Annotated in this window: 20 protein-coding genes; 14 read left to right on the top strand and 6 right to left on the bottom strand. The window is 65.2% G+C overall.

The annotated features are described in order from the left end of the window. Window position 1: 1 nt before the first annotated feature. Window positions 2-877, bottom strand: a complete 876-nt coding sequence (locus AvAM_RS10480) for a branched-chain amino acid ABC transporter permease (protein WP_094288787.1) — start codon at window positions 875-877, stop codon at window positions 2-4. A 204-nt stretch (window positions 878-1081) separates the two neighbouring features. On the opposite strand from AvAM_RS10480, the gene AvAM_RS10475 reads away from it, so the two are divergent. The 3 genes from AvAM_RS10475 (at window position 1082) to AvAM_RS10465 (ending at window position 3203) form a co-directional block, all read left to right on the top strand. Beyond that, window positions 1082-1879 (top strand): crotonase/enoyl-CoA hydratase family protein, encoded by a 798-nt coding sequence (locus AvAM_RS10475; protein WP_137746990.1) that lies wholly within the window; start codon window positions 1082-1084, stop codon window positions 1877-1879. 109 nt (window positions 1880-1988) lie between these two features. Next, window positions 1989-2474 (top strand): thioesterase family protein, encoded by a 486-nt coding sequence (locus AvAM_RS10470; RefSeq protein WP_137746989.1) that lies wholly within the window; start codon window positions 1989-1991, stop codon window positions 2472-2474. A gap of 153 nt (window positions 2475-2627) precedes the next feature. After that, the gene (locus tag AvAM_RS10465; RefSeq protein ID WP_137746988.1) at window positions 2628-3203 is read left to right on the top strand and encodes a polymer-forming cytoskeletal protein; all 576 of its coding nucleotides are present in this window, start codon (window positions 2628-2630) and stop codon (window positions 3201-3203) included. Between the two features lie 78 nt (window positions 3204-3281). Here the strand turns inward: AvAM_RS10465 and AvAM_RS10460 are convergent, their stop codons facing one another. Beyond that, entirely contained in the window at window positions 3282-3704 is a 423-nt protein-coding gene (locus AvAM_RS10460) for an acyl-CoA thioesterase (RefSeq protein ID WP_015012492.1), read from the bottom strand. A 128-nt stretch (window positions 3705-3832) separates the two neighbouring features. On the opposite strand from AvAM_RS10460, the gene AvAM_RS10455 reads away from it, so the two are divergent. From AvAM_RS10455 to AvAM_RS10445, 3 genes are all read left to right on the top strand, one after another. Next, entirely contained in the window at window positions 3833-5683 is a 1851-nt protein-coding gene (locus AvAM_RS10455) for an ABC transporter ATP-binding protein/permease (RefSeq protein ID WP_137746987.1), read from the top strand. 43 nt (window positions 5684-5726) lie between these two features. After that, window positions 5727-6659, top strand: a complete 933-nt coding sequence (locus AvAM_RS10450) for a 2-hydroxyacid dehydrogenase (protein ID WP_137746986.1) — start codon at window positions 5727-5729, stop codon at window positions 6657-6659. Window positions 6660-6727: 68 nt separating this feature from the next. Beyond that, window positions 6728-7069: a nucleotide pyrophosphohydrolase gene (locus tag AvAM_RS10445; protein WP_137746985.1), complete on the top strand. Its 342-nt coding sequence runs from the start codon at window positions 6728-6730 to the stop codon at window positions 7067-7069. A gap of 97 nt (window positions 7070-7166) precedes the next feature. On the opposite strand, the gene AvAM_RS10440 is transcribed toward AvAM_RS10445, so the two are convergent. Genes AvAM_RS10440 through AvAM_RS10430 form a run of 3 tightly spaced genes read right to left on the bottom strand, consistent with a single transcriptional unit; the run spans window position 7167 to window position 10101 of the window. Beyond that, the gene (locus tag AvAM_RS10440; RefSeq protein WP_137746984.1) at window positions 7167-8204 is read right to left on the bottom strand and encodes a DctP family TRAP transporter solute-binding subunit; all 1038 of its coding nucleotides are present in this window, start codon (window positions 8202-8204) and stop codon (window positions 7167-7169) included. A 53-nt stretch (window positions 8205-8257) separates the two neighbouring features. Next, complete coding sequence (locus AvAM_RS10435) at window positions 8258-9556, bottom strand: TRAP transporter large permease (protein ID WP_137746983.1); 1299 nt, start codon at window positions 9554-9556, stop codon at window positions 8258-8260. After that, on the bottom strand, window positions 9553-10101 hold the full coding sequence (locus AvAM_RS10430) for a TRAP transporter small permease (protein ID WP_137746982.1): 549 nt from the start codon (window positions 10099-10101) through the stop codon (window positions 9553-9555). Before AvAM_RS10430 ends, AvAM_RS10435 begins: the two co-directional genes overlap by 4 nt. A 284-nt stretch (window positions 10102-10385) precedes the next feature. On the opposite strand from AvAM_RS10430, the gene AvAM_RS10425 reads away from it, so the two are divergent. The 6 genes from AvAM_RS10425 to AvAM_RS10400 all read left to right on the top strand — a co-directional run bounded on the left by AvAM_RS10425 (window position 10386) and on the right by AvAM_RS10400 (window position 15714). After that, window positions 10386-11318 (top strand): LysR family transcriptional regulator, encoded by a 933-nt coding sequence (locus tag AvAM_RS10425; RefSeq protein WP_137746981.1) that lies wholly within the window; start codon window positions 10386-10388, stop codon window positions 11316-11318. 178 nt (window positions 11319-11496) lie between these two features. Beyond that, a complete protein-coding gene (locus tag AvAM_RS10420) occupies window positions 11497-12396 on the top strand; it encodes an amino acid ABC transporter substrate-binding protein (protein ID WP_137746980.1) in 900 nt (299 codons plus the stop codon). Window positions 12397-12515: 119 nt separating this feature from the next. After that, window positions 12516-13415: an amino acid ABC transporter substrate-binding protein gene (locus tag AvAM_RS10415; RefSeq protein ID WP_137746979.1), complete on the top strand. Its 900-nt coding sequence runs from the start codon at window positions 12516-12518 to the stop codon at window positions 13413-13415. Window positions 13416-13527: 112 nt separating this feature from the next. Continuing rightward, window positions 13528-14286, top strand: a complete 759-nt coding sequence (locus AvAM_RS10410) for an amino acid ABC transporter permease (protein WP_137746978.1) — start codon at window positions 13528-13530, stop codon at window positions 14284-14286. Between the two features lies 1 nt (window position 14287). Next, complete coding sequence (locus AvAM_RS10405) at window positions 14288-14953, top strand: amino acid ABC transporter permease (protein ID WP_137746977.1); 666 nt, start codon at window positions 14288-14290, stop codon at window positions 14951-14953. Between the two features lie 23 nt (window positions 14954-14976). Beyond that, window positions 14977-15714, top strand: a complete 738-nt coding sequence (locus tag AvAM_RS10400) for an amino acid ABC transporter ATP-binding protein (protein WP_015012504.1) — start codon at window positions 14977-14979, stop codon at window positions 15712-15714. 126 nt (window positions 15715-15840) lie between these two features. Here the strand turns inward: AvAM_RS10400 and AvAM_RS10395 are convergent, their stop codons facing one another. After that, window positions 15841-16764 (bottom strand): MurR/RpiR family transcriptional regulator, encoded by a 924-nt coding sequence (locus tag AvAM_RS10395; protein ID WP_137746976.1) that lies wholly within the window; start codon window positions 16762-16764, stop codon window positions 15841-15843. A gap of 100 nt (window positions 16765-16864) precedes the next feature. Here AvAM_RS10395 and AvAM_RS10390 point away from each other — a divergent pair, with 100 nt between their 5' ends. Next, window positions 16865-18055 (top strand): M20 family metallopeptidase, encoded by a 1191-nt coding sequence (locus AvAM_RS10390; RefSeq protein ID WP_137746975.1) that lies wholly within the window; start codon window positions 16865-16867, stop codon window positions 18053-18055. Between the two features lie 48 nt (window positions 18056-18103). Further along, window positions 18104-19099 (top strand): tripartite tricarboxylate transporter substrate binding protein, encoded by a 996-nt coding sequence (locus tag AvAM_RS10385; RefSeq protein ID WP_137746974.1) that lies wholly within the window; start codon window positions 18104-18106, stop codon window positions 19097-19099. Window positions 19100-19150 lie beyond the last annotated feature (51 nt).

Genomic DNA, 19150 nt, shown 5'->3' with positions numbered 1-19150 from the left:
GTCAGACTTTCTTTCTCAGCTTTTCGCCGAACAGTCCATTCGGTTTGACCATGAGCATGATCAGCACCACGATGTACGCCGCCGTGTCCTTGAAGCCATCAGGCAGATAGAAGCCCGAGAGCGATTCGACAATGCCAATCACCAGCCCGCCCACGATGGCGCCCGGCAGGCTGCCAAAGCCCCCGACCACGGCGGCCGGGAAGGCCTTGAGGCCGATGAAACCCATGTTGGCATGCACAAAAGTGATGGGCGCCAGCAGCAGCCCGGCCACCGCCGCCACCACGGCTGCCAACCCCCAGGCCAGGCCGTTGAGCCGCTGCACCGGGATGCCCATGTAGTAGGCCGCCAGCTGGTTCTGCGATGCGGCCTGCATGGCTATACCCAGCTTGCTGTAGCGGAACATCGCAAACAGCAGCACGCACAACACGCCCGTAGCGCCGATCACCACCAGCTGCTCGGCGCTGACCACCAACTCACCGAGGCGCAGGGACTGGTCTTTGTAGGGCACGGGCAGCGTGTGTGTGTCGGTGCCGATGTTGGGGATCATGGTGACCAGGCCGCGCATCACGTAGCCGATGCCGATGGTGAGCATGACGATGGAGAACGCGGGCTGGCCGAGGATGGGGCGGATCACTGCGCGCTCGACCAGCACGCCGAACAGCCCCATGGCCACCACGCTGGCCAGCACCGCCACCCAGAAGGGAAAGCCCAGCACGGTCATCAGCGCCAGGCCGCAAAACGCGCCGAGCATCATGAGTTCGCCTTGCGCAAAGCTCACGGTTTCGGTGGCCTTGTAGATGAGCACAAAGCCCAGCGCGATCAGCCCGTAGATGCACCCCTGGGAGACACCGCTGATCAACAGTTGCACAAATTGCACCCTGGCTCTCCAGAAGATTTTTACAAAGCGGTTGCTTTGCATAAATAATGTTGACTGCGACCGCTGCTTACCGCACTCGGGGCTAACCCTGAGAGGGGTGACGATCGGGTCGCGGCGGATATTGACGCAGCACTGCACCCCGCGCAATAGGAATAACGTCGGGTGGGTGAACAGGCTCTGAGCATCGGCCCATAGGAGAAGCACATGTCCGTAGAGGTGGAAACGCAAGGCCGTGTCACGCTGGTGACATTGCACAGGCCCGATGTGCGCAACGCGGTGGACGCGGCAACGGCGCAGGCCCTGCATGCGGCCTTCCTCGCGTTCGACCAGGACGAGCACGCGGACGTGGCCGTGTTTCACGGAGCGGGCGGGCACTTCTGTGCGGGCTGGGATCTGCAGGCGGGCGCGCGCCTGCTGGCCGACGGCGTGGCGCCTGAGGCGCTGGCGCAAACGCTTGATTTCGCCGCCGATGCGGTCCACCCGCAGGGGCCGATGGGACCGAGCCGCATGCAGTTGTCCAAGCCCGTGATCGCGGCGATAGAAGGTGCGGCCGTGGCGGGCGGCATGGAGCTGGCGCTGTGGTGTGACCTGCGTGTGATGGCCGAGGACGCCTACATGGGCGTGTTCTGCCGCCGCTTTGGTGTGCCCCTGATTGACGGCGGCACGGTGCGATTGCCGCGCCTGGTGGGCCTGTCGCACGCGCTCGACCTGATCCTGACCGGCCGCAAGGTCGAGGCGGACGAGGCCCTGCGCATGGGCCTGTGCAACCGCGTGGTGCCTGCGGGCCAGGCGCTGCAGGCGGCGCTGGCGCTGGCACACACACTGGCCGCCTTTCCGCAAGCCACCTTGCGTGCCGTCCGCGCGAGCGCGCTGGCGGGCGAGGGGCTGCCGCTGCAGCAGGCGCTGCTGCAGGAGTGGGCCGGTGGGCGCGAATGCCTGGCCGAAGCGCTGCGCGGAGCCACCCGGTTTGCCACCGGGGAAGGGCGCCACGGCAAGTTTTAGATAAAAATGGCCGCTTGCGCCTGTCCATCAAGCGCTGATAGCTACAAAATCAGGAGCATTCAGGGGCGTGGCCCCTTGTTCCTCACACAACATCCATCCCAGGAGACCCATGAGCAAATCCGCGCCCCCCGCCCCGCAAGCCTTCGAGCCCGCCTTCGTCGCCGGGCTCAAGGCCATCTTTGAAGAGAAGATCGTGTTCAACCAGGTGCTGGGCCTCAAGATCACATCGCTGGCGCCCGATGGCGTGGTGGGCCGTATTGACATGAAGCCCGACCTGGTGGGGCACTATGCCTACAACCGAATCCACGGCGGCGTGATCAGCGCGGGGCTCGACGCCATGGGTGGCCTGGCCGTGATGGCCGCGATTGGCGCCAAGCACCTGGACGAGCTGCCCGAGCAGCGCCTGCACCGCTTTGCCAAGCTGGGCACGATCGACCTGCGCATCGACTACCTGCGCCCCGGCATTGGCAGCCACTTCGAGCTGCGAGCCCAGGTGCTGCGCCTGGGCTCGCGTGTGGCCACCACACGCATGGAGTTCCTGGGGCCGGACGGGCAGATCATGTCGGCGGGCGCGGCTGCCTACATCGTGTCTTGAGGTGTGCGCCGCAGGATGTAACTGCGGGATGTGTGATCCCGCAAGCCTTGCAAGTGCATGCAACCATCGAACCGTTTGGTTACCGTTCTTGCGTAACGAAGGCATCTTTCGCGGAGCGTGAAACCTAGCATGGCCTCTTTTCAAGGAGATCTGATGGCCGTGCAAAACCCCTTCTTTGGCAAGCGTGAACCCGAGTCGTTCCAACCCCGCAGCAGCACCACTTCAGGCTCCGTATTGGGCAGCAGTGCGGTGAGCAGCAGCGCAGCATCGGCACAGCCGGTGCCCCCAGCGGCAGCCCCCAAGCTCAGCAGTGCCAGCGACAGCACGGGCAGCAAGCTCACAGTGGGCCCCAACATCAAGCTCAAGGGCGTGGAGATCACCGACTGCGACACGCTCGTGGTCGAGGGCACGGTGGAGGCCACGATGGACTCGCGCGTGATCCAGATCTCGGAGAACGGGGCGTTCAAGGGCTCAGCCGAGATCGACATTGCCGAGATCCACGGCGAATTCAACGGCACGCTCACCGTGCGCCAGAAGCTGGTGATCTACAGCTCGGGCAAGGTCAACGGCAAGATCCGTTACGGCAAGCTGGTGGTGGAAGAGGGTGGCCAGCTGGCGGGTGAGATCGAGGCAGGGTTCTCGGCCTCATCGTCGTCTTCCGGCAGCAGCCATCTGCAGCGCGGGGCTGCGCCTTTGCGAACAGAACCGGCCACCGCACTGGCGGCCTGACCGCCGCCGCACCTGCGCGCGCCTTGGCGCTGCGCGCGCGGCACACCACTGCGGTGTGGCCTTGCCAGCGCGCCGTGTTCAGGCGGGCGCGTTGTGCTTGGGCACGGGGCGCGGTCTGCCCTGGTGGTCGATGGCCACGTACGTCAGGCGCGCCTCCGTCACTTTCACATACTGCCCCTGGGCAGAAAAACGTTCGGCATACACCTCCACCTCCACGGTGACCGAGGTGTTGCCCACGCGCGTGATGGCTGAGAAGAACGACAGGATGTCGCCCACGCGCACGGGCTGCTTGAAGATGAATTCATTGACCGCCACCGTGGCCATGCGGCCCTGGATGTAGCGCGCGGGCAGCACGGAGCCCGCCAGGTCCACCTGCGCCATCACCCATCCGCCAAAGATGTCGCCATTGCCGTTGGTGTCGGCGGGCATGGGGATGACCTTGAGCACCAGTTCCTTGTCGGTGGGCAATGCGGCGGGTGGTGGGCTGAAAACGGCAGACATGGGCACAATCTCGGTTGGGGCTGAGCCAATCCTTGGGGAAACCGGTGGTTTCACCAGGCCTTGCGCCCCGAGAAAAACCACCTGGGCATCAGCCAGGTCGGTAAAAACAACAACCGGAATTGTCCCCCATGCGCCACCACGGCGAAACTGCCCCCACCGCTGCCGGTGCCATTGCCCCCGCCGCTGGCACCCCGCCCGCCCCGTCCGACTGGGCCACCCTGCACCGGCTCCTGCCCTACCTGTGGCAATACAAATGGCGCGTGATCGCCGCCATCGTTTTCATGGTGGGCGCCAAGTTCGCCAATGTGGGCGTGCCCATCCTGCTCAAGACGCTGGTCGATGCCATGAGCCTGCAGCCCGGCGACCCGGCCGCCTTGCTGGTGGTGCCGGTGGGGCTGCTGGTGGCCTATGGCGCGCTGCGGCTGTCCACCTCGCTGTTCACCGAGTTGCGCGAGCTGGTGTTTGCCAAGGCCACGCAGGGCGCGGCGCGCTCGATTGCGCTGCAGACTTTTGAGCACCTGCACGCCCTGAGTCTGCGCTTTCACCTGGAGCGGCAGACCGGCGGCATGACGCGCGACATCGAGCGCGGTGTGCGCGGCATCGAGTCGCTGATCTCCTTCACCCTGTTCAACGTGGTCGCCACGCTGGTCGAAGTGGTGCTGGTGCTGTCGGTGCTGGCCATCAAGTTCGATGCCTGGTTTGCGTGGATCACGCTGGCGGCGCTGGCGCTGTACATCACCTTCACGGTGCTGGTGACCGAGTGGCGCACCCAGTTCCGCCGCGAGGCCAACGAGTTTGACTCGGCCGCGCACTCCAAGGCCGTGGACTCGCTGCTCAATTACGAGACGGTGAAGTATTTCAACAACGAAGGCTTCGAGGCCCGCCGCTACGACGAAAGCCTGGAGCGACTGCGCCGTGCGCGCCTGAAGAGCCAGACCACGCTGTCGATGCTCAACACCGGTCAGCAGCTCATCATTGCCGTGGGCCTGGTGGCCATGCTCTGGCGCGCCACGCAGGGCGTGGTCGATGGGCGCATGACGCTGGGCGACCTGGTCATGGTCAACGCGTTCATGATCCAGCTCTACATCCCGCTCAACTTCCTGGGCGTGATCTACCGCGAGATCAAGCAGAGCCTGACCGACCTGGACAAGATGTTCACGCTGATGGACAAGGAGCGAGAGGTGGCCGACGCCCCCGGCGCCCAGCCGCTGGCGGGGTTGGACCAGCCCACCGTGCGCTTCGAGGACGTGGTGTTTGCCTACGATCCTGGCGTTATCAGCACTGGTGGGCGCACCATCCTGCAAGGCATCAGCTTCGAGATCCCGGCGGGCAAGACGGTGGCGGTGGTCGGGCCGTCGGGCTCGGGCAAGAGCACGCTGGCGCGGTTGCTGTTCCGCTTCTACGACATCCAGCAGGGCCGCATCACCATTGCGGGGCAGGAAATCCGCAGCGTGACGCAGGGCAGCGTGCGCCAGGCGATTGGCATCGTGCCGCAGGACACCGTGCTGTTCAACGACACCGTGGCCTACAACATCGCCTATGGCCGCCCCGGCGCCAGCCAGGACGAGATCGAAGCCGCCGCCCGTGCCGCGCGCATCCACGACTTCATCGCCAGCACCCCCAAGGGCTACGCCACCATGGTGGGCGAGCGGGGGCTCAAGCTCTCGGGCGGCGAAAAGCAGCGCGTGGCGATTGCGCGCACCTTGCTCAAGAACCCGCCCATCCTGATCTTTGACGAGGCCACCAGCGCGCTGGATTCGGCTAACGAGCGCGCCATCCAGGCCGAGCTGCAGGGCGTGGCGCAGAACAAGACCACGCTGGTGATTGCCCACCGCCTGTCCACGGTGGTGGACGCACACGAAATCCTGGTCATGGACGCGGGCCGCATCATCGAACGCGGCACGCACGCGCAGCTGTTGGCCCTGGGTGGGCGCTACGCCAGCATGTGGTCGCTCCAGCAAAGTGATGCCGCCGCCTGAGCGGCATCCCTCTCTCTTTCATTTGTTTCGCGATTTTTGATCCATGAAGCCCGTCCTTCTCGCCCTCATGTTTTTGTCTGAAGAGCACATCGCCCAGATGGCCCAGACCTTTGAAGTGATCTACGCGCCCGACGCGCCGCAGGCCGCCGCTGCCATCGCGCAGCACGGCCCCCGCGTGCGGGTGGTGTTGACCATTGGTGCGGTGGGCCTGAGCCCGGCGCAGATCGATGCGCTGCCTGCGCTCACGCTCATCTGCGCGCTGGGCGCGGGCTACGAGAACATTGCCGTGGCCCATGCCAAGGCGCGCGGCATTGTGGTGGCAACCGGTGCAGGCACCAATGACGACTGCGTGGCCGACCACACCTGGGGCCTGCTGATTGCGGCGCAGCGCCGCATTTTGCCGCTGGACAAGGCCACGCGCGCAGGCATCTGGCGCACGGCCCTGCCGTTGCCGCCCAACGTGTCGCACAAGCGGCTGGGCATCATCGGCCTGGGCACTATCGGCAAAAAGATTGCGCAGCGCGCGCTGGGCTTCGAGATCGAGGTGGGCTACCACAACCGCAGCGCGCGCACCGATGTGCCTTATCGCTACTTTGCCGATGTGCAGGCGCTGGCCGCGTGGGCAGACTTCCTCGTCGTGGCCACGCCGGGTGGCGCGGGCACCAGGCATCTGGTCAACGCCGACGTGCTGAACGCGCTGGGCCCGCGTGGCGTGGTGGTCAACATCGCACGCGGCAGCGTGATCGACACCGCCGCCCTGGCAGCAGCGCTGCGCGGCGGCCGGATTGCCGCCGCAGGGCTGGACGTGTACGAGAGCGAGCCCGCGCCTCCGGCCGAGCTGCTGGACCTGGACAACGTGGTGCTCACGCCCCATGTGGCGGGCTGGTCGCCCGAGGCGGTGCAGGCGTCGGTGGATCGGTTCATGGAGAACGCCCGGCGCCACCTGGCGGGTGAGGCGCCGGTGTCGCCGCTCTGAAATTTGAATAAAAAAGGCCGTCTGCGCGCAATGGGTAAGCGCTTTTAGCTATCAAATCAGGAGTATTGATGTCCGCTGTCGATCTCGAAGCCCTGCAAGCCCGGCTGCGCGCCTTTGCGGCCGAGCGCCACTGGCAGCCGTTCCACACGCCCAAGAACCTGGCCATGGCGCTGATGGTGGAGGCGGCCGAGCTGGCCGAGATCTTCCAGTGGATGACGCCCGAGCAATCGCTGGCGGTGGCAGGCGATCCGGCGCTGAAGGAGCCCATCGCCGACGAGGTGGCCGATGTGCTGCTCTACCTGCTGCAGATCGCCGACCACGCGGGCGTGGACCTGGCCGAGGCGGTGGAGCACAAGCTGCGCAAGAACGCGGTCAAGCACCCGGTGCCAGATGGCGATTCGAAGAAATAATAGCTGCCTGCGCCTGATGGAAAAGCGCTGGCAGCTATTATTTGTATAGCGCCGTCAGGTCGCTGATGGCGCGGGGTGGGCGGGCGTTTGCTTTCTTTTACTGCTTGCGCGCCGCAATCGCCTTCTCGGCCATGTTCACCAGGTCGGCGCCGATCTGGCCCTTCCACTTGTCGTACACGGGGCGGGTGGCCTTGACAAACGCGGCGCGCTCGGCGGGGGAGAGCTGGGTCACGGTCACGCCCAGGGCGGCGATGTCCTTGAGCAGGGGCTTGTCGGCCTCGACCACGCCCTTGCGGGCGATGGCGATTTCTTCCTTGCCTGCGTCGATGGCGGCCTGCTTCACGATCTCGCGGTCGGCGGGCGTCCAGCTGTTCCAGATTTCCTTGTTCACCACAAAGATCAGCGGGTCGTTCACGTAGCCCCACAGCGTGATGTTCTTCTGCGCCACGCTGTGCAGCTTGGCGGCGGTGAAGATGGACAAGGGGTTCTCCTGCCCGTCCACCGCGCCGCTGGCAAACGCGGGCTGTGCGTCGGCCCAGCTCATCTGCGTGGGGTTGGCGCCCAGGGCGGTGAAGGTATCCAGGAACAGTGGCGAGCCCACCACGCGAATCTTCAGGCCCTTGAGGTCTTCCGGGGTTTTGATCGCCTTCTTGGAGTTGGAGATTTCGCGGTAGCCGTTTTCGCCCCAGGCCAGGGGCACCACGCCCGCCTTGTCCAGCGTGGCGAAGATGCTCTTGCCCACATCGCCCTGCGTCACCGCGTCCACGGCGGCGTAGTCGGGGAACAAAAAGGGCAGCGAGAACAGGTTGAGCTGCTTGACCTGGGGCGACCAGTTGATGGTGGAGCCCACGGCCATGTCGATCACGCCCTGGCGCAGCGCGCTGAACTCGCGCGTCTGGTCGCCCTGGATCAGCGACACGCCGGGGTAGAGCTTGATGTTGATGCGGCCCTGGGTGCGCTCGCGCACCTTGTTGGCCCACAGCTCGCCGCCCTTACCCCAGGGGAAGGCGGTGCCCAGCACCAGCGACATGCGGTATTCGCTCTTGTAGGTGGTCTGTGCGATGGCGGCGGGCGCGGTGAACGCCAGGGCGGCCGCAGCGGCCACGGCCGAGGTGAGGAAGGTGCGCAGTTTCATGGGTTGTCTCCTTGTTGGATGGATGGTGGGTTGAGTGAATAAGCAAAAGGCAATCAGTAGCCCAGGCGCTGGGGCAGCCACAGTGCAATCTGCGGGAACACGACGACCAGCAGCATGGCCACGGTCATGGCCAGCACCAGCCACACGACCCAGCGGGTGGTCTGCTCCATCCGCACGCCCGCGATCTTGCTGGACACCATGAGGTTCACGGCCATGGGGGGCGTGAACTGGCCAATCGCCACGGTGAGCGTCAGCACCACGCCGAACCACACCACGTCCCACTGGTAGTGCTGCATGATGGGCATGAGCAGGGGCACAAAGATCAGGAAGATGGAAATGCCATCGAGGAACATGCCCGCGACGAGCAGCACCACAATCAGCGCGCCCAGCACGCCTTGCTCGCTCAGGCCCGACTGCACGATGGCGCGGGTGATGGGGTCGATCACGCCCAGCGTGGACAGCGAGAACGCAAAGATGCCCGCGAGCGAGACCACCACCAGGATCACGGCCGAGAGTTCGCCCGCCTCGCGCAGGATGCCGAACAGGTCACGCACCCGGATCGTGCGGTGCACCACCATGCCCACAAACAGGCCGTAGAACACGGCGACCACGGCGGCCTCGGTGGGCGTGAACCAGCCCGCGCGCATGCCGCCCAGGATCACCACGGGCGCCGCCAGGCCCCAGGAGGCCTCGCGCAGGCTGCGCCAGAACGGCGGGCGCGGCATGTCGGCCTCGGCGCCGCCCATCTTGTGGCGCCGCGCCAGCCACACGGCCGGGACAATCAGTGCAATGCCCGCCAGCACCCCGGGGAACATGCCGGCAGCAAACAGCGCGGGCACCGAGGCGCCGGGCACCAACACCGAGTACACGATGAAGGCCACAGACGGCGGTATGAGGATGTCGGTGGCGGCCGCGCCCGCCACCACGCTGGCCGAGTAGGCGGCGGGGTAGCCCGCGCGCGCCATGGCCGCAATCATGACCCCGCCCACAGCAGCTGCGGTGGCCGGGCCCGAGCCCGAGATGCCGCCCAGAAACATGGCCACCGCAATCGCCACCAGTGGCAGCATGCCCGGGCCGCGCCCGACGATGGAGACCGCAAAGTTCACCAGCCGTAGCGCCACACCCGAGCGGTCGAAGATCGAGCCCACGAGCACAAACATGGGGATGGCCAGCAGCGGGTATTTGCCGAGCCCGGCATAGAAGTTCTGCGGCACGGCCAGCAGGCCGAACCAGGGGGTCTCGGCATTGGCCAGCGCAATGGCGGCAGCGCCCGCCAGGCCCAGGGCGGCGCCAATCGGCACGCCCAGAAACATCATGCCCAGAAAGGCCACAAACAGCAGCGTGGCGATCATGTGCGTGCCTCCGCTGTGGCTGATGTGGCCGCTGCGCGCCGCAGGCGTGCCCACAGTTGCAGCGCCCGGGCCGTCGTCAGCGCACACAGCACCGGCAGCCACACCGAGTACCACCACTGCGGCACGCCGATGCCGGGGGAGGTTTCTTCATACCGGTAGTCGTCCCACACCACGCGCACGCTCAGCACCGTGATCAGCCCAAACAGCAGCGCGACCATGAGCGCGCCGAACTGTGCGAGCCGCTGCCTGCGTTGCTCCGAGCCGCCATCGGCATAGAACTCGATGCGGATGTGCAGCTGCCGCGCCACTGCCGCCGAGCCGCCGACCAGCGCCAGCACGATCATCAGGAACACCGAGATCTCCTCGGTCCAGGCAAACGATGCATCGGTGAAATAGCGCACCACCACATTGACGAAGGTGATGAGTGCCAGGGCGGCCATCGTCAGGACGATGAGCCAGTCTTCCAGGCGCAGGGAGCGGGGGGCGTCAGCAGCCGCTGGCGCGTCGGGCGCAGCGGGCCGCCCATCGGGAGTGGAGGTGGACATGGACGCGGGGAGTCAGAAAACACAAGGGGCGGATACCGATCTTGTGGCCCGGCGGTGTTGTGCACCTGGGCGTTGACCGATGGAGCGGCGGGGTGAGCGCGCCGAGCATTATGCGTTGCCTGCTATGCATGCACAGCATTGGTGCAGTGCCGCAAGCGATGCCACCGGGCGCGGCCGGGGCCCGCGCAGGTGCCCCAACCACACTGGATCGCTCCACCCGTGATCTGTAGAAACCCTCATGCCGGGCGCCAGCAAGGCGCAGCCTGCGCGCGGATAATGCGCCGATGGAAACCAAGTGGCTTGAAGATTTCGTCAGTCTTGCGGAAACCCGCAGCTTCAGCCGGTCAGCGCAGCTGCGGCATGTGACCCAGCCAGCGTTCTCGCGGCGGATCCAGGCGTTGGAGGCCTGGGCCGGTACCGACTTGGTGGACCGCAGCTCCTACCCCACCCGCCTCACGCCCGCTGGCAAAACCCTCTACGACCAGGCCCTGGAAATGCTGCAGGCGCTGCAGAACACCCGCGCCATGCTGCGCGCGCACACCAGCGCGGGCAAGGACATGATCGAGTTCGCCGTGCCGCACACGCTGGCATTCACCTTCTTCCCCGCCTGGGTGTCCAGCCTGGCCGACAAGTTCGGCCCGTTCAAGAGCCGCCTGATCGCCCTGAACGTGCACGACGCCGTGATGCGCCTGGTAGAGGGCGGCTGCGATCTGCTGATTGCCTACCACCACCCTTCTCAGCCCTTTCAGCTTGATGCCGACCGTTATGAAATGGTCAGCCTGGGGCAGGAGGTGCTGTCGCCCTACAGCAAGGCCGACGCCGAGGGCCAGCCCGTGCACCGCCTGCCGGGCCGCGCGGGCCAGCCGCTGCCCTACCTGGGCTACGCGCCCGGCGCCTATCTGGGGCGGGTGACTGAACTCATCCTCAAGCAGTCGCAGACGCCCATCCACCTGGAGCGTGTGTATGAGACCGACATGGCCGAGGGCCTCAAGGCCATGGCGCTGGAGGGCCATGGCGTGGCCTTTTTGCCGCACAGCGCCGTGAAGAAGGAACTGCGCTCGCGCCGCCTGGTCAGCGCGGCGCCCTCGGAGGCCGAAGGCCTGCAGATGACCATGGACGTGCGGGCCTACCGCGAGAAACCAGCGGGCAAGGAGGCCCCCAAAGGCACGGCCCAGGCGCTGTGGACCTACCTCCAGGCCCAGGCCGGGTCATGCTAAGGGTAAATACGGATATAAACACTTTGCATAGTTGCGCCCGCAAACGGCATTGGAGTTTCATAGTAACGACACGTACAGTTCGCGCCATCGCTGGGTCGGTGGCAACAACACATGCCTGCAACTGCCGCGATGGCACGAACATTGCAAACCCGATTCCTTTCTTTTACCGGGACGTCGTATGAAAGTTCAGCACTGGAGATTCGCTAAGGGCCTGGTCGCCCTGGGCTGCCTGCTGGCGGCGTCTGTGCAGGCGGCAACGGTGCTGGAGCGTGTGAGCGCTGGCGGCAAGCTGGTGATTGCCCACCGCGAGTCGTCGGTGCCGTTCTCGTATGTGGATTCCCAGTCGGGCAAGCCCGTGGGCTATGCCGTGGACCTGTGCCTGCGCCTGGCCGATGTGGTGCGCAAGAAGACCGGCAAGAAGGACATGGAGGTGGAGTTTGTGGCTGTCACGCCCGCCAACCGCATCACCATGATCGAGCAGGGCAAGGCCGACATGGAATGTGGCTCCACCACCAACAACGCCGAGCGGCGTCAACAAGTGGCGTTCACCATCCCCCATTTCATTACCGGTGCCCGGCTGCTCGTGAAGTCCGCCAGTGCCATCGATAAGGTGGAAGACCTCAACGGCAAGAAGCTGGTGTCCACCAAAGGCACCACACCGCTCAAGGCGGCCGACCAGGCCAACCGCGAGCGCCTGATGGGCATCGCCATCGTGGAAGCCCCCGACCATGCCAAGGCCGTAGATATGGTCGAAAAGGGCGAGGCCGATGCCTTCGTGATGGACGACGTGCTGCTGTATGGCCTGGCGGCTGGCCGGCCCAACCCCAAGGCGCTCAAGGTGGTGGGCCGCTTCATGACCACCGAGCCGCTGGCCATCATGCTGCCCAAGAACGACCCCGAGTTCAAAAAACTGGTAGACGAAGAGATGCGCCGCCTGATCACCAGCCGCGACATCTACCCTATCTATGACAAGTGGTTCAACAAACCCATCCCCCCGAACAACACGGTGCTGAACCTTCCGGTCAGTTATCTGTTGCGCGACTTCTGGAAATACCCTACCGATCAGGTCCCCTTCTGACGAGTATCCTCGGGTAAGTCCTCCCCCATTTCTAGACGTTTGGGCTTGCAGTCCGGGCGGGTTGCGGCCAGTCTCTAGAATTCCCCCCTTTTTTCTGTTTTCAACACAAGGAGATCCCTATGAAGAAACATTTGCTCGCGATTGCTGTGACCGCCCTGGCCGCAGGCAGCGCGTTCGCTCAAGCCACCGACACCCTGGCCAAGATCAAGGCCTCGGGCAGCGTGACGCTGGGTGTGCGCGAGTCTTCGGGTCTTTCCTACACGCTGGGCAACGGCAAGTACGTGGGCTTTCACACCGAAATGGGTGAAATCGTCCTGCACGACGTTCAGAAGCAACTGGGCCTGGCCAAGCTGGACATCAAGTACCAGCCAGTGACCTCGCAGAACCGTATTCCCCTGGTGACCAACGGCACCGTGGACCTGGAGTGTGGCTCCACCACCAACAGCGCCGCCCGCCAGAAGGACGTGGCCTTTGCCGTGACCACCTATGTGGAAGAAGTCCGCATGGTCGTCAAGGCCAACTCGGGCATCACCTCCATCAAGGACCTGAACGGCAAGACCGTGGCCACCACCACGGGCACCACCTCGGTGCAGACGCTGCGCAAGCACGAACGTGCTGGCGGCATTGACTTCAAGGAAGTCATGGGCAAGGACCACGCCGACAGCTTCCTGATGCTGGAAACCGGCCGTGCCGAAGCGTTCGTGATGGACGGCTCCATCCTGGCCGCCAACATCTCCAAGTCCAAGGCACCTGCCGACTACAAGATCGTCGGCGAAGTGCTGAACGTGGAACCCATCGCCTGCATGCTGCGCAAGGACGACCCTGCGTTCAAGAAGGCCGTGGATGATTCCATCAAGCGCCAGATCAAGGATGGTTCGCTGGCCAAGCTGTACGACAAGTGGTTCATGCAGCCCGTACCCCCCACCAACGTGAAGATCGGCCTGCCGATGTCGGATGCGACCAAGGAAGCTTGGGCCAACCCGAACGACAAGCCCATGGAAGACTACGCCAAGAAGTAATCTTCTTGACGCGCGTGCCCCTTCGGCCAGCCGGTTTGAAGGGGCTTTTTTGTTGGGCACGCTGCCTGCGCGCCGTGCCCAGCGCAATACCAAGAATTAAAGGGGTGCTCCTATGAGTTGGGATTGGCAGGTGTTCTGCCAGGACACCATGGACCGGGAAGTTGTGCAGAGCTGCTTTGGCAAGGGCGGCGACATCACTTACCTGGACTGGATGCTGTCGGCCTGGGGCTGGACGGTGTCCGTTTCGTTGCTGGCCCTGGTGCTGGCGCTTGTGTTGGGCTCTTTCATCGGCACGCTGCGCACGCTGCAGGACCGGCCCATGATTGTTCGGCTGGGTAACGCCTGGGTTGAGCTGTTCCGCAACATTCCGCTTCTGGTCCAGATTTTCCTCTGGTACCACGTTCTCCCCAGCCTGTTCCCGGTGCTCAAGGGTGTTCCCGGCTTTGCCCTCGTGGTGCTGGCCCTGGGCTTCTTCACCTCCGCGCGTATCGCCGAGCAGGTGCGCTCGGGCATCCAGGCCCTGCCGCGCGGCCAGCGTTACGCGGGCATGGCTGTGGGGTTCACCACCTTCCAGACCTACCGCTACGTGCTGCTGCCCATGGCGTTCCGCATCATCATCCCGCCGCTGACCAGCGAGACGATGAACATCTTCAAGAACTCGTCGGTGGCGTTTGCCGTGTCGGTGGCCGAACTCACCATGTTTGCCATGCAGGCGCAGGAAGAAACCTCGCGCGGCATCGAGGTGTACCTGGCCGTGACCACGCTCTACATCATCTCGGCCTTTGCCATCAACCGGATCATGGCGTTCATCGAAAAACGCGTGCGCATCCCGGGCATGGTGGTCGCAGGTGCCGCTGGAGGGGGGCATTGATATGAATCTCGATTTTTCCTTCTACAACTGGGACCTGATCTCCAACTTCGTGCTCAAGGGGCTGTACTTCAGCCTGATGCTCACGGTGATCGCCACCATTGGCGGCGTGTTCTTCGGCACCCTGCTGGCGCTGATGCGCCTGTCGGGCAAGAAGTGGCTCGATGTGCCCGCCACCATCTACGTCAACGGCATGCGCTCCATTCCGCTGGTGATGGTGATCCTGTGGTTCTTCCTGCTGGTGCCCGCCATCATCGGCCGCCCCATCGGCGCGGAAGTGTCGGCAGTCATCACCTTCATCGCCTTTGAAGCGGCGTACTTCAGCGAAATCATGCGCGCCGGCATCCAGTCCATCCCGCGTGGCCAGGTGTATGCCGGGCAGGCGCTGGGCATGACGTATGGCCAGAACATGAAGCTGGTGGTGCTGCCCCAGGCGTTCCGCAACATGCTGCCGGTGCTGCTCACGCAGACCATCATCCTGTTCCAGGATACGTCGCTCGTGTATGCCATCGGTGCCTACGACATGCTCAAGGGCTTTGAAGTGGCGGGCAAGAACTTCGGCCGCCCCATCGAGGCGTACCTGGCTGCCGCCGTGCTGTATTTTGTGATGTGCTATGCGCTGTCCTGGGCGGTCAAGCGCCTGCACCAGAAGATCGCCATCATCCGGTGATCCGAGAGATTGAGGAATAAACAATGATCGAACTCAAAAACGTATCCAAGTGGTATGGCCCCGTGCAGGTGCTCAACGAGTGCTCGGCCACCATCAACAAGGGCGAAGTGGTGGTGGTCTGCGGCCCCTCGGGCTCGGGCAAGTCCACGCTCATCAAGACTATCAACGCGCTCGAACCCTTCCAGAAGGGCGAGATCACGGTCGATGGCGTGAAGCTGCACGACCCCAGCACCAACCTGCCCAAGCTGCGCAGCCGCGTGGGTATGGTGTTCCAGCACTTCGAGCTGTTCCCCCACCTGTCGGTGACGGACAACCTGACCATCGCGCAGATCAAGGTGCTGGGCCGCAGTGCGGACGACGCCAAGAAGCGCGGCCTCAAGATGCTGGAACGTGTGGGCCTGATTGCGCACAAGGACAAGTTCCCCGGCCAGCTCTCGGGCGGCCAGCAGCAGCGCGTGGCCATCGCCCGTGCGCTGAGCATGGACCCCATCGTGATGCTGTTCGACGAGCCCACCTCCGCGCTCGACCCCGAAATGGTCGGCGAAGTGCTGGACGTGATGGTGGGCCTGGCCAATGAAGGCATGACCATGATGTGCGTGACCCACGAAATGGGCTTTGCGCGCAAGGTGAGCAACCGCGTGATCTTCATGGACGTGGGCGGCAAGATCCTGGAAGACTGCTCGAAGGACGAGTTCTTCAACAACCCCGATGCGCGCCAGCCGCGTACAAAAGACTTCCTTAACAAGATCCTGCAGCACTGATCAGCGTCGCCCCAGACCGTCAGGTCTCGGGATTGGAAGCAAAAAAAGCGCTCTTCGGAGCGCTTTTTTCATGGGCGTCGGAACGCCTGAAAACCTTGCGCGGGCCAGTAGCCAGGATCACGCAGGTCAGCGCTTGCCTCCCCGCCGCCCCGCTGGCGGGTTGCCTTCCACGATGAGCTGGGCTTCCACGTCCTTCCACAGGTCGTCGCGCCGCTGCAGGGCTTCGGACACGGCTTCGTGCCGCAGCTGGGCCACGGCCGACACCAGGGCGTTGCACACGAAGAACGCGGCGGTGTACGAGTCAAATGGCGAGGCGTTGGAGATGCGCACCTGCACGCGGTGGTGGGCCAGGGCCGCCAGCGGCGCGGCGGTGCTGTCCACAATGGCCAGCACCTGGGCCCCCGCGTCGCGAAACCGCTGCGCCACCTTCACCGGCCCGCTGGCATAGCGGCGGATGCTGAAGACCAGCAGCGTGTCCTCGGGCTGGATCCAGAGCAACTGGTCGGTGGCGGCCACGGCGCCCGCGCCCAGCTCGTGCACGCCGGGGCGGCACATGTTCAGGTGCAGCGCCAGCCAGGCGGCCACGGGGGCGCTGTTGATCTGCGCCAGCACAAACACACGCCCGTTGCTCTGCGCGATGCGCGCGACGATGGCCTCGAACGCCGCCATGTCCAGCCCGTCGCGCGTGGCGGTGATGTTGTGCTGATCGTGCAGCAGGGCGTCGTCCACACATTGCTGCAAGCTGCGCTCGGTGCCGATGGTGACGGGCGCACGCTGCCCGGCGGTTTGCAGCAGGGCCGTGACCTCGCCCCGGGCCTCGCGCTGCGCCTCGGCATAACTCGCGTAACCGAGCTTGGCAAACAGCCGCACCACGGTCGATGCGCTGGTGCCGGTGCGCGCTGCCAGGGCGGTGGCCGACTCCAGCAGCGCGTGGGGGTAGTCCCGCCCCAGGGCCTCGGCCAGGGCGCGTTCGCTGGCCGTGAGTTCGCCGCCCTGGCGGGCCAGGCGCTCGGTCAGCAGTGCGGTGGATGTTTGCAATGATGATTTCATTTATGTCTCATTTATGAAAAATGTATTGCAAACAGCCGAAACGCATGCAACACTGCGGCCCAAATTTTGCCCCGACCCGGGGTCCGACCCAAGGACAACCATGCTCGAAACGCTTGAAAACACAGCATCCCAGGCGCCATCTGCCCCATCCGCGCCGGCACTGGCCTGGCTGGCGGGCCAGGGGCAGGCCATGCAAGAGCTGTTGCAGAAAGTGGTCAACATCGACAGCGGCAGCCGCGATGAGGCGGGCGTGACCGCTGTGGCCCATGCACTGGCCGAGCGCCTGCTGGCTGCGGGCGTGCCCGTGCAGTTCGAGCCCGTGCCCGGCTACGGTGTGCTGCTGCACGCACAGGTCAACGCGGCCGGGGCAGGCGGGGAGGGCGCGCCCCTGATCCTCATGGGCCACATGGACACCGTCTATCCCGCAGGCACCGTGGCGCGCCGCCCCTTCCGTGTGGAAGACGGCCGTGCCTACGGCCCCGGCGTGGCCGACATGAAGTCGGGCCTGGTGCTCAACGTGTTTGTGGCCGAGGCCTTTGCCCGCTGCGGCGGGCTGAAGGCGCCCCTGCACCTGTTCTTCTCGTGCGACGAAGAGATCGGCTCGCCCGCCACGCGCGACCTCATCATGGCCCGGGTGCGCGGCGCCCGGGCCGTGCTCAATGCCGAGCCCGGCCGCGTGAGCGGCAACGTGGTCACCAGCCGCAAGGGCTCGATGGTGGTGGAGTTCGAAGTGACGGGCGTGGCTGCGCACGCAGGCATCAACCACGCCGCAGGCGCGAGCGCCATCGAGGCCTTGGCGCGCAAGACGCTGGCACTGCACGCGCTCACCGACCCGGCCACGGGCGTGACCTGCAACGTGGGTGTGGTGCAGGGCGGCATCGTCCCCAACATGGTTGCCCCGCATGCCAAGGCCGAGGTGGACCTGCGCTTCACCGCCGACACCAACCCCGACGACCTGCTGGAGCGCGTGCGCGCCATCGTCGAGGAAGAATCCGTGCCCCGCACCCAGGGCCGCATCACCTTGCACCGCCGCACGCTGCCGATGAAGCCCACGCCCGACTACCTGCTGGCTCTGTACCAGCAGGGCGCACGCGCGCTGGGCTTTGAGGTGCAGGGCGAATTCACCGGCGGCGCGGCCGACAGCGGCCTGACGGCCTCGGTGGGCGTGCCCACGCTGTGTGCCACGGGCCCGGTGGGCGGCCACGCACACACCGAGCGCGAGTACTGCGAGCTGGCCACTTTTGTGCCGCGCGCGCAGGCCGTGGCGCTGGCCGTGCTGGGCCATCCCTGATTCCTGCCTTATTCCCCATTTTTGTTTTTTGCGTTTTTGAAGACTGCCATGAACCACATCCCTTCCCGCCGCCACCTCCTGTCTACCGGCCTAGGCCTCGGCCTGGCCGGTCTTGCAGCGCTGCCTGCGCTGGCGCAGGACAAGTTCCCCTCGCGCCCCATCACGCTGGTGGTGCCGTTCCCGCCCGGTGGGTCGGTGGACATCATGGCGCGCCAGTATTCCGAGCCGCTGTCCAAGGTGCTGGGCGTGCCCATCGTGGTGGAAAACCGGGCAGGCGCGGGCGGCTCGGTGGGCGCGCAGTATGTGGCGCGTGCCAAGGCTGACGGCTACACGCTGGTCGTGTCGTCGCAAAGCAGCCACCTGGCCAACCCGCTCACGCAGCCCAAGGTCGGCTACGACCCGGTGAAGGACTTTGAAAACATCGCCATCCTGGGCCGCCTGCCCAATGCGCTGGTGGTGCACAGCAGCCTGCCGTTCAAGACCTTCAAAGAGTTCATCGACTACGCCAAGAAGAACCCCGGCAAGCTCAACTACGGCAGCGGCGGCGTGGGCAGCATGGGCCAGCTGAACGTGGAGATGCTCAAGGCCACCACCGGTGCCTTCACCACCCACATCCCCTACCGGGGCGGCACGCCGCTGATCACGGCGGTGCTGGGCAACGAGGTGCAATTCATCCTCGACAACCTGGTCATCATGCTGCCGCACATCCAGGCGGGCAAGGTGCGTGCGCTGGCCCTGGCCAACGACCAGCGCCTGCCGCAGCTGCCCGACGTGCCGACCCTGGCCGAAGTGGGCTACCCCCAGCTCAACCTCACCTCGTGGATCGGCCTGGCTGCGCCGGGCGGTACGCCCGATGCGGTGGTGCAGACCCTGTACAAGGCCGTGCGCGAGGTCGCCACCTCGCCCGCCATGCTGGCCAACCTCAAGGAACGCGGCGTGATCGCCCCGGAAGAGATGACCCCCGCCGCCTTCGAGAAGATGATGTCCGAGCGCCTGGTGAAGTTTGGCGAGGTGGTGCGCAAGGCCGGCATCACCGCCGAATAAGGTGTGGGCCGCTGGAATATGAGTGTTTTTGGCTGCCTCCGCGCAATGGAT

This window comes from Acidovorax sp. NB1, from assembly GCF_005405905.1.
Classification (GTDB): Bacteria; Pseudomonadota; Gammaproteobacteria; order Burkholderiales; family Burkholderiaceae_C; genus Acidovorax.
Note: the sequence above shows the minus strand (reverse complement) of the source record. Positions and strands in the feature narration are given on the sequence as shown.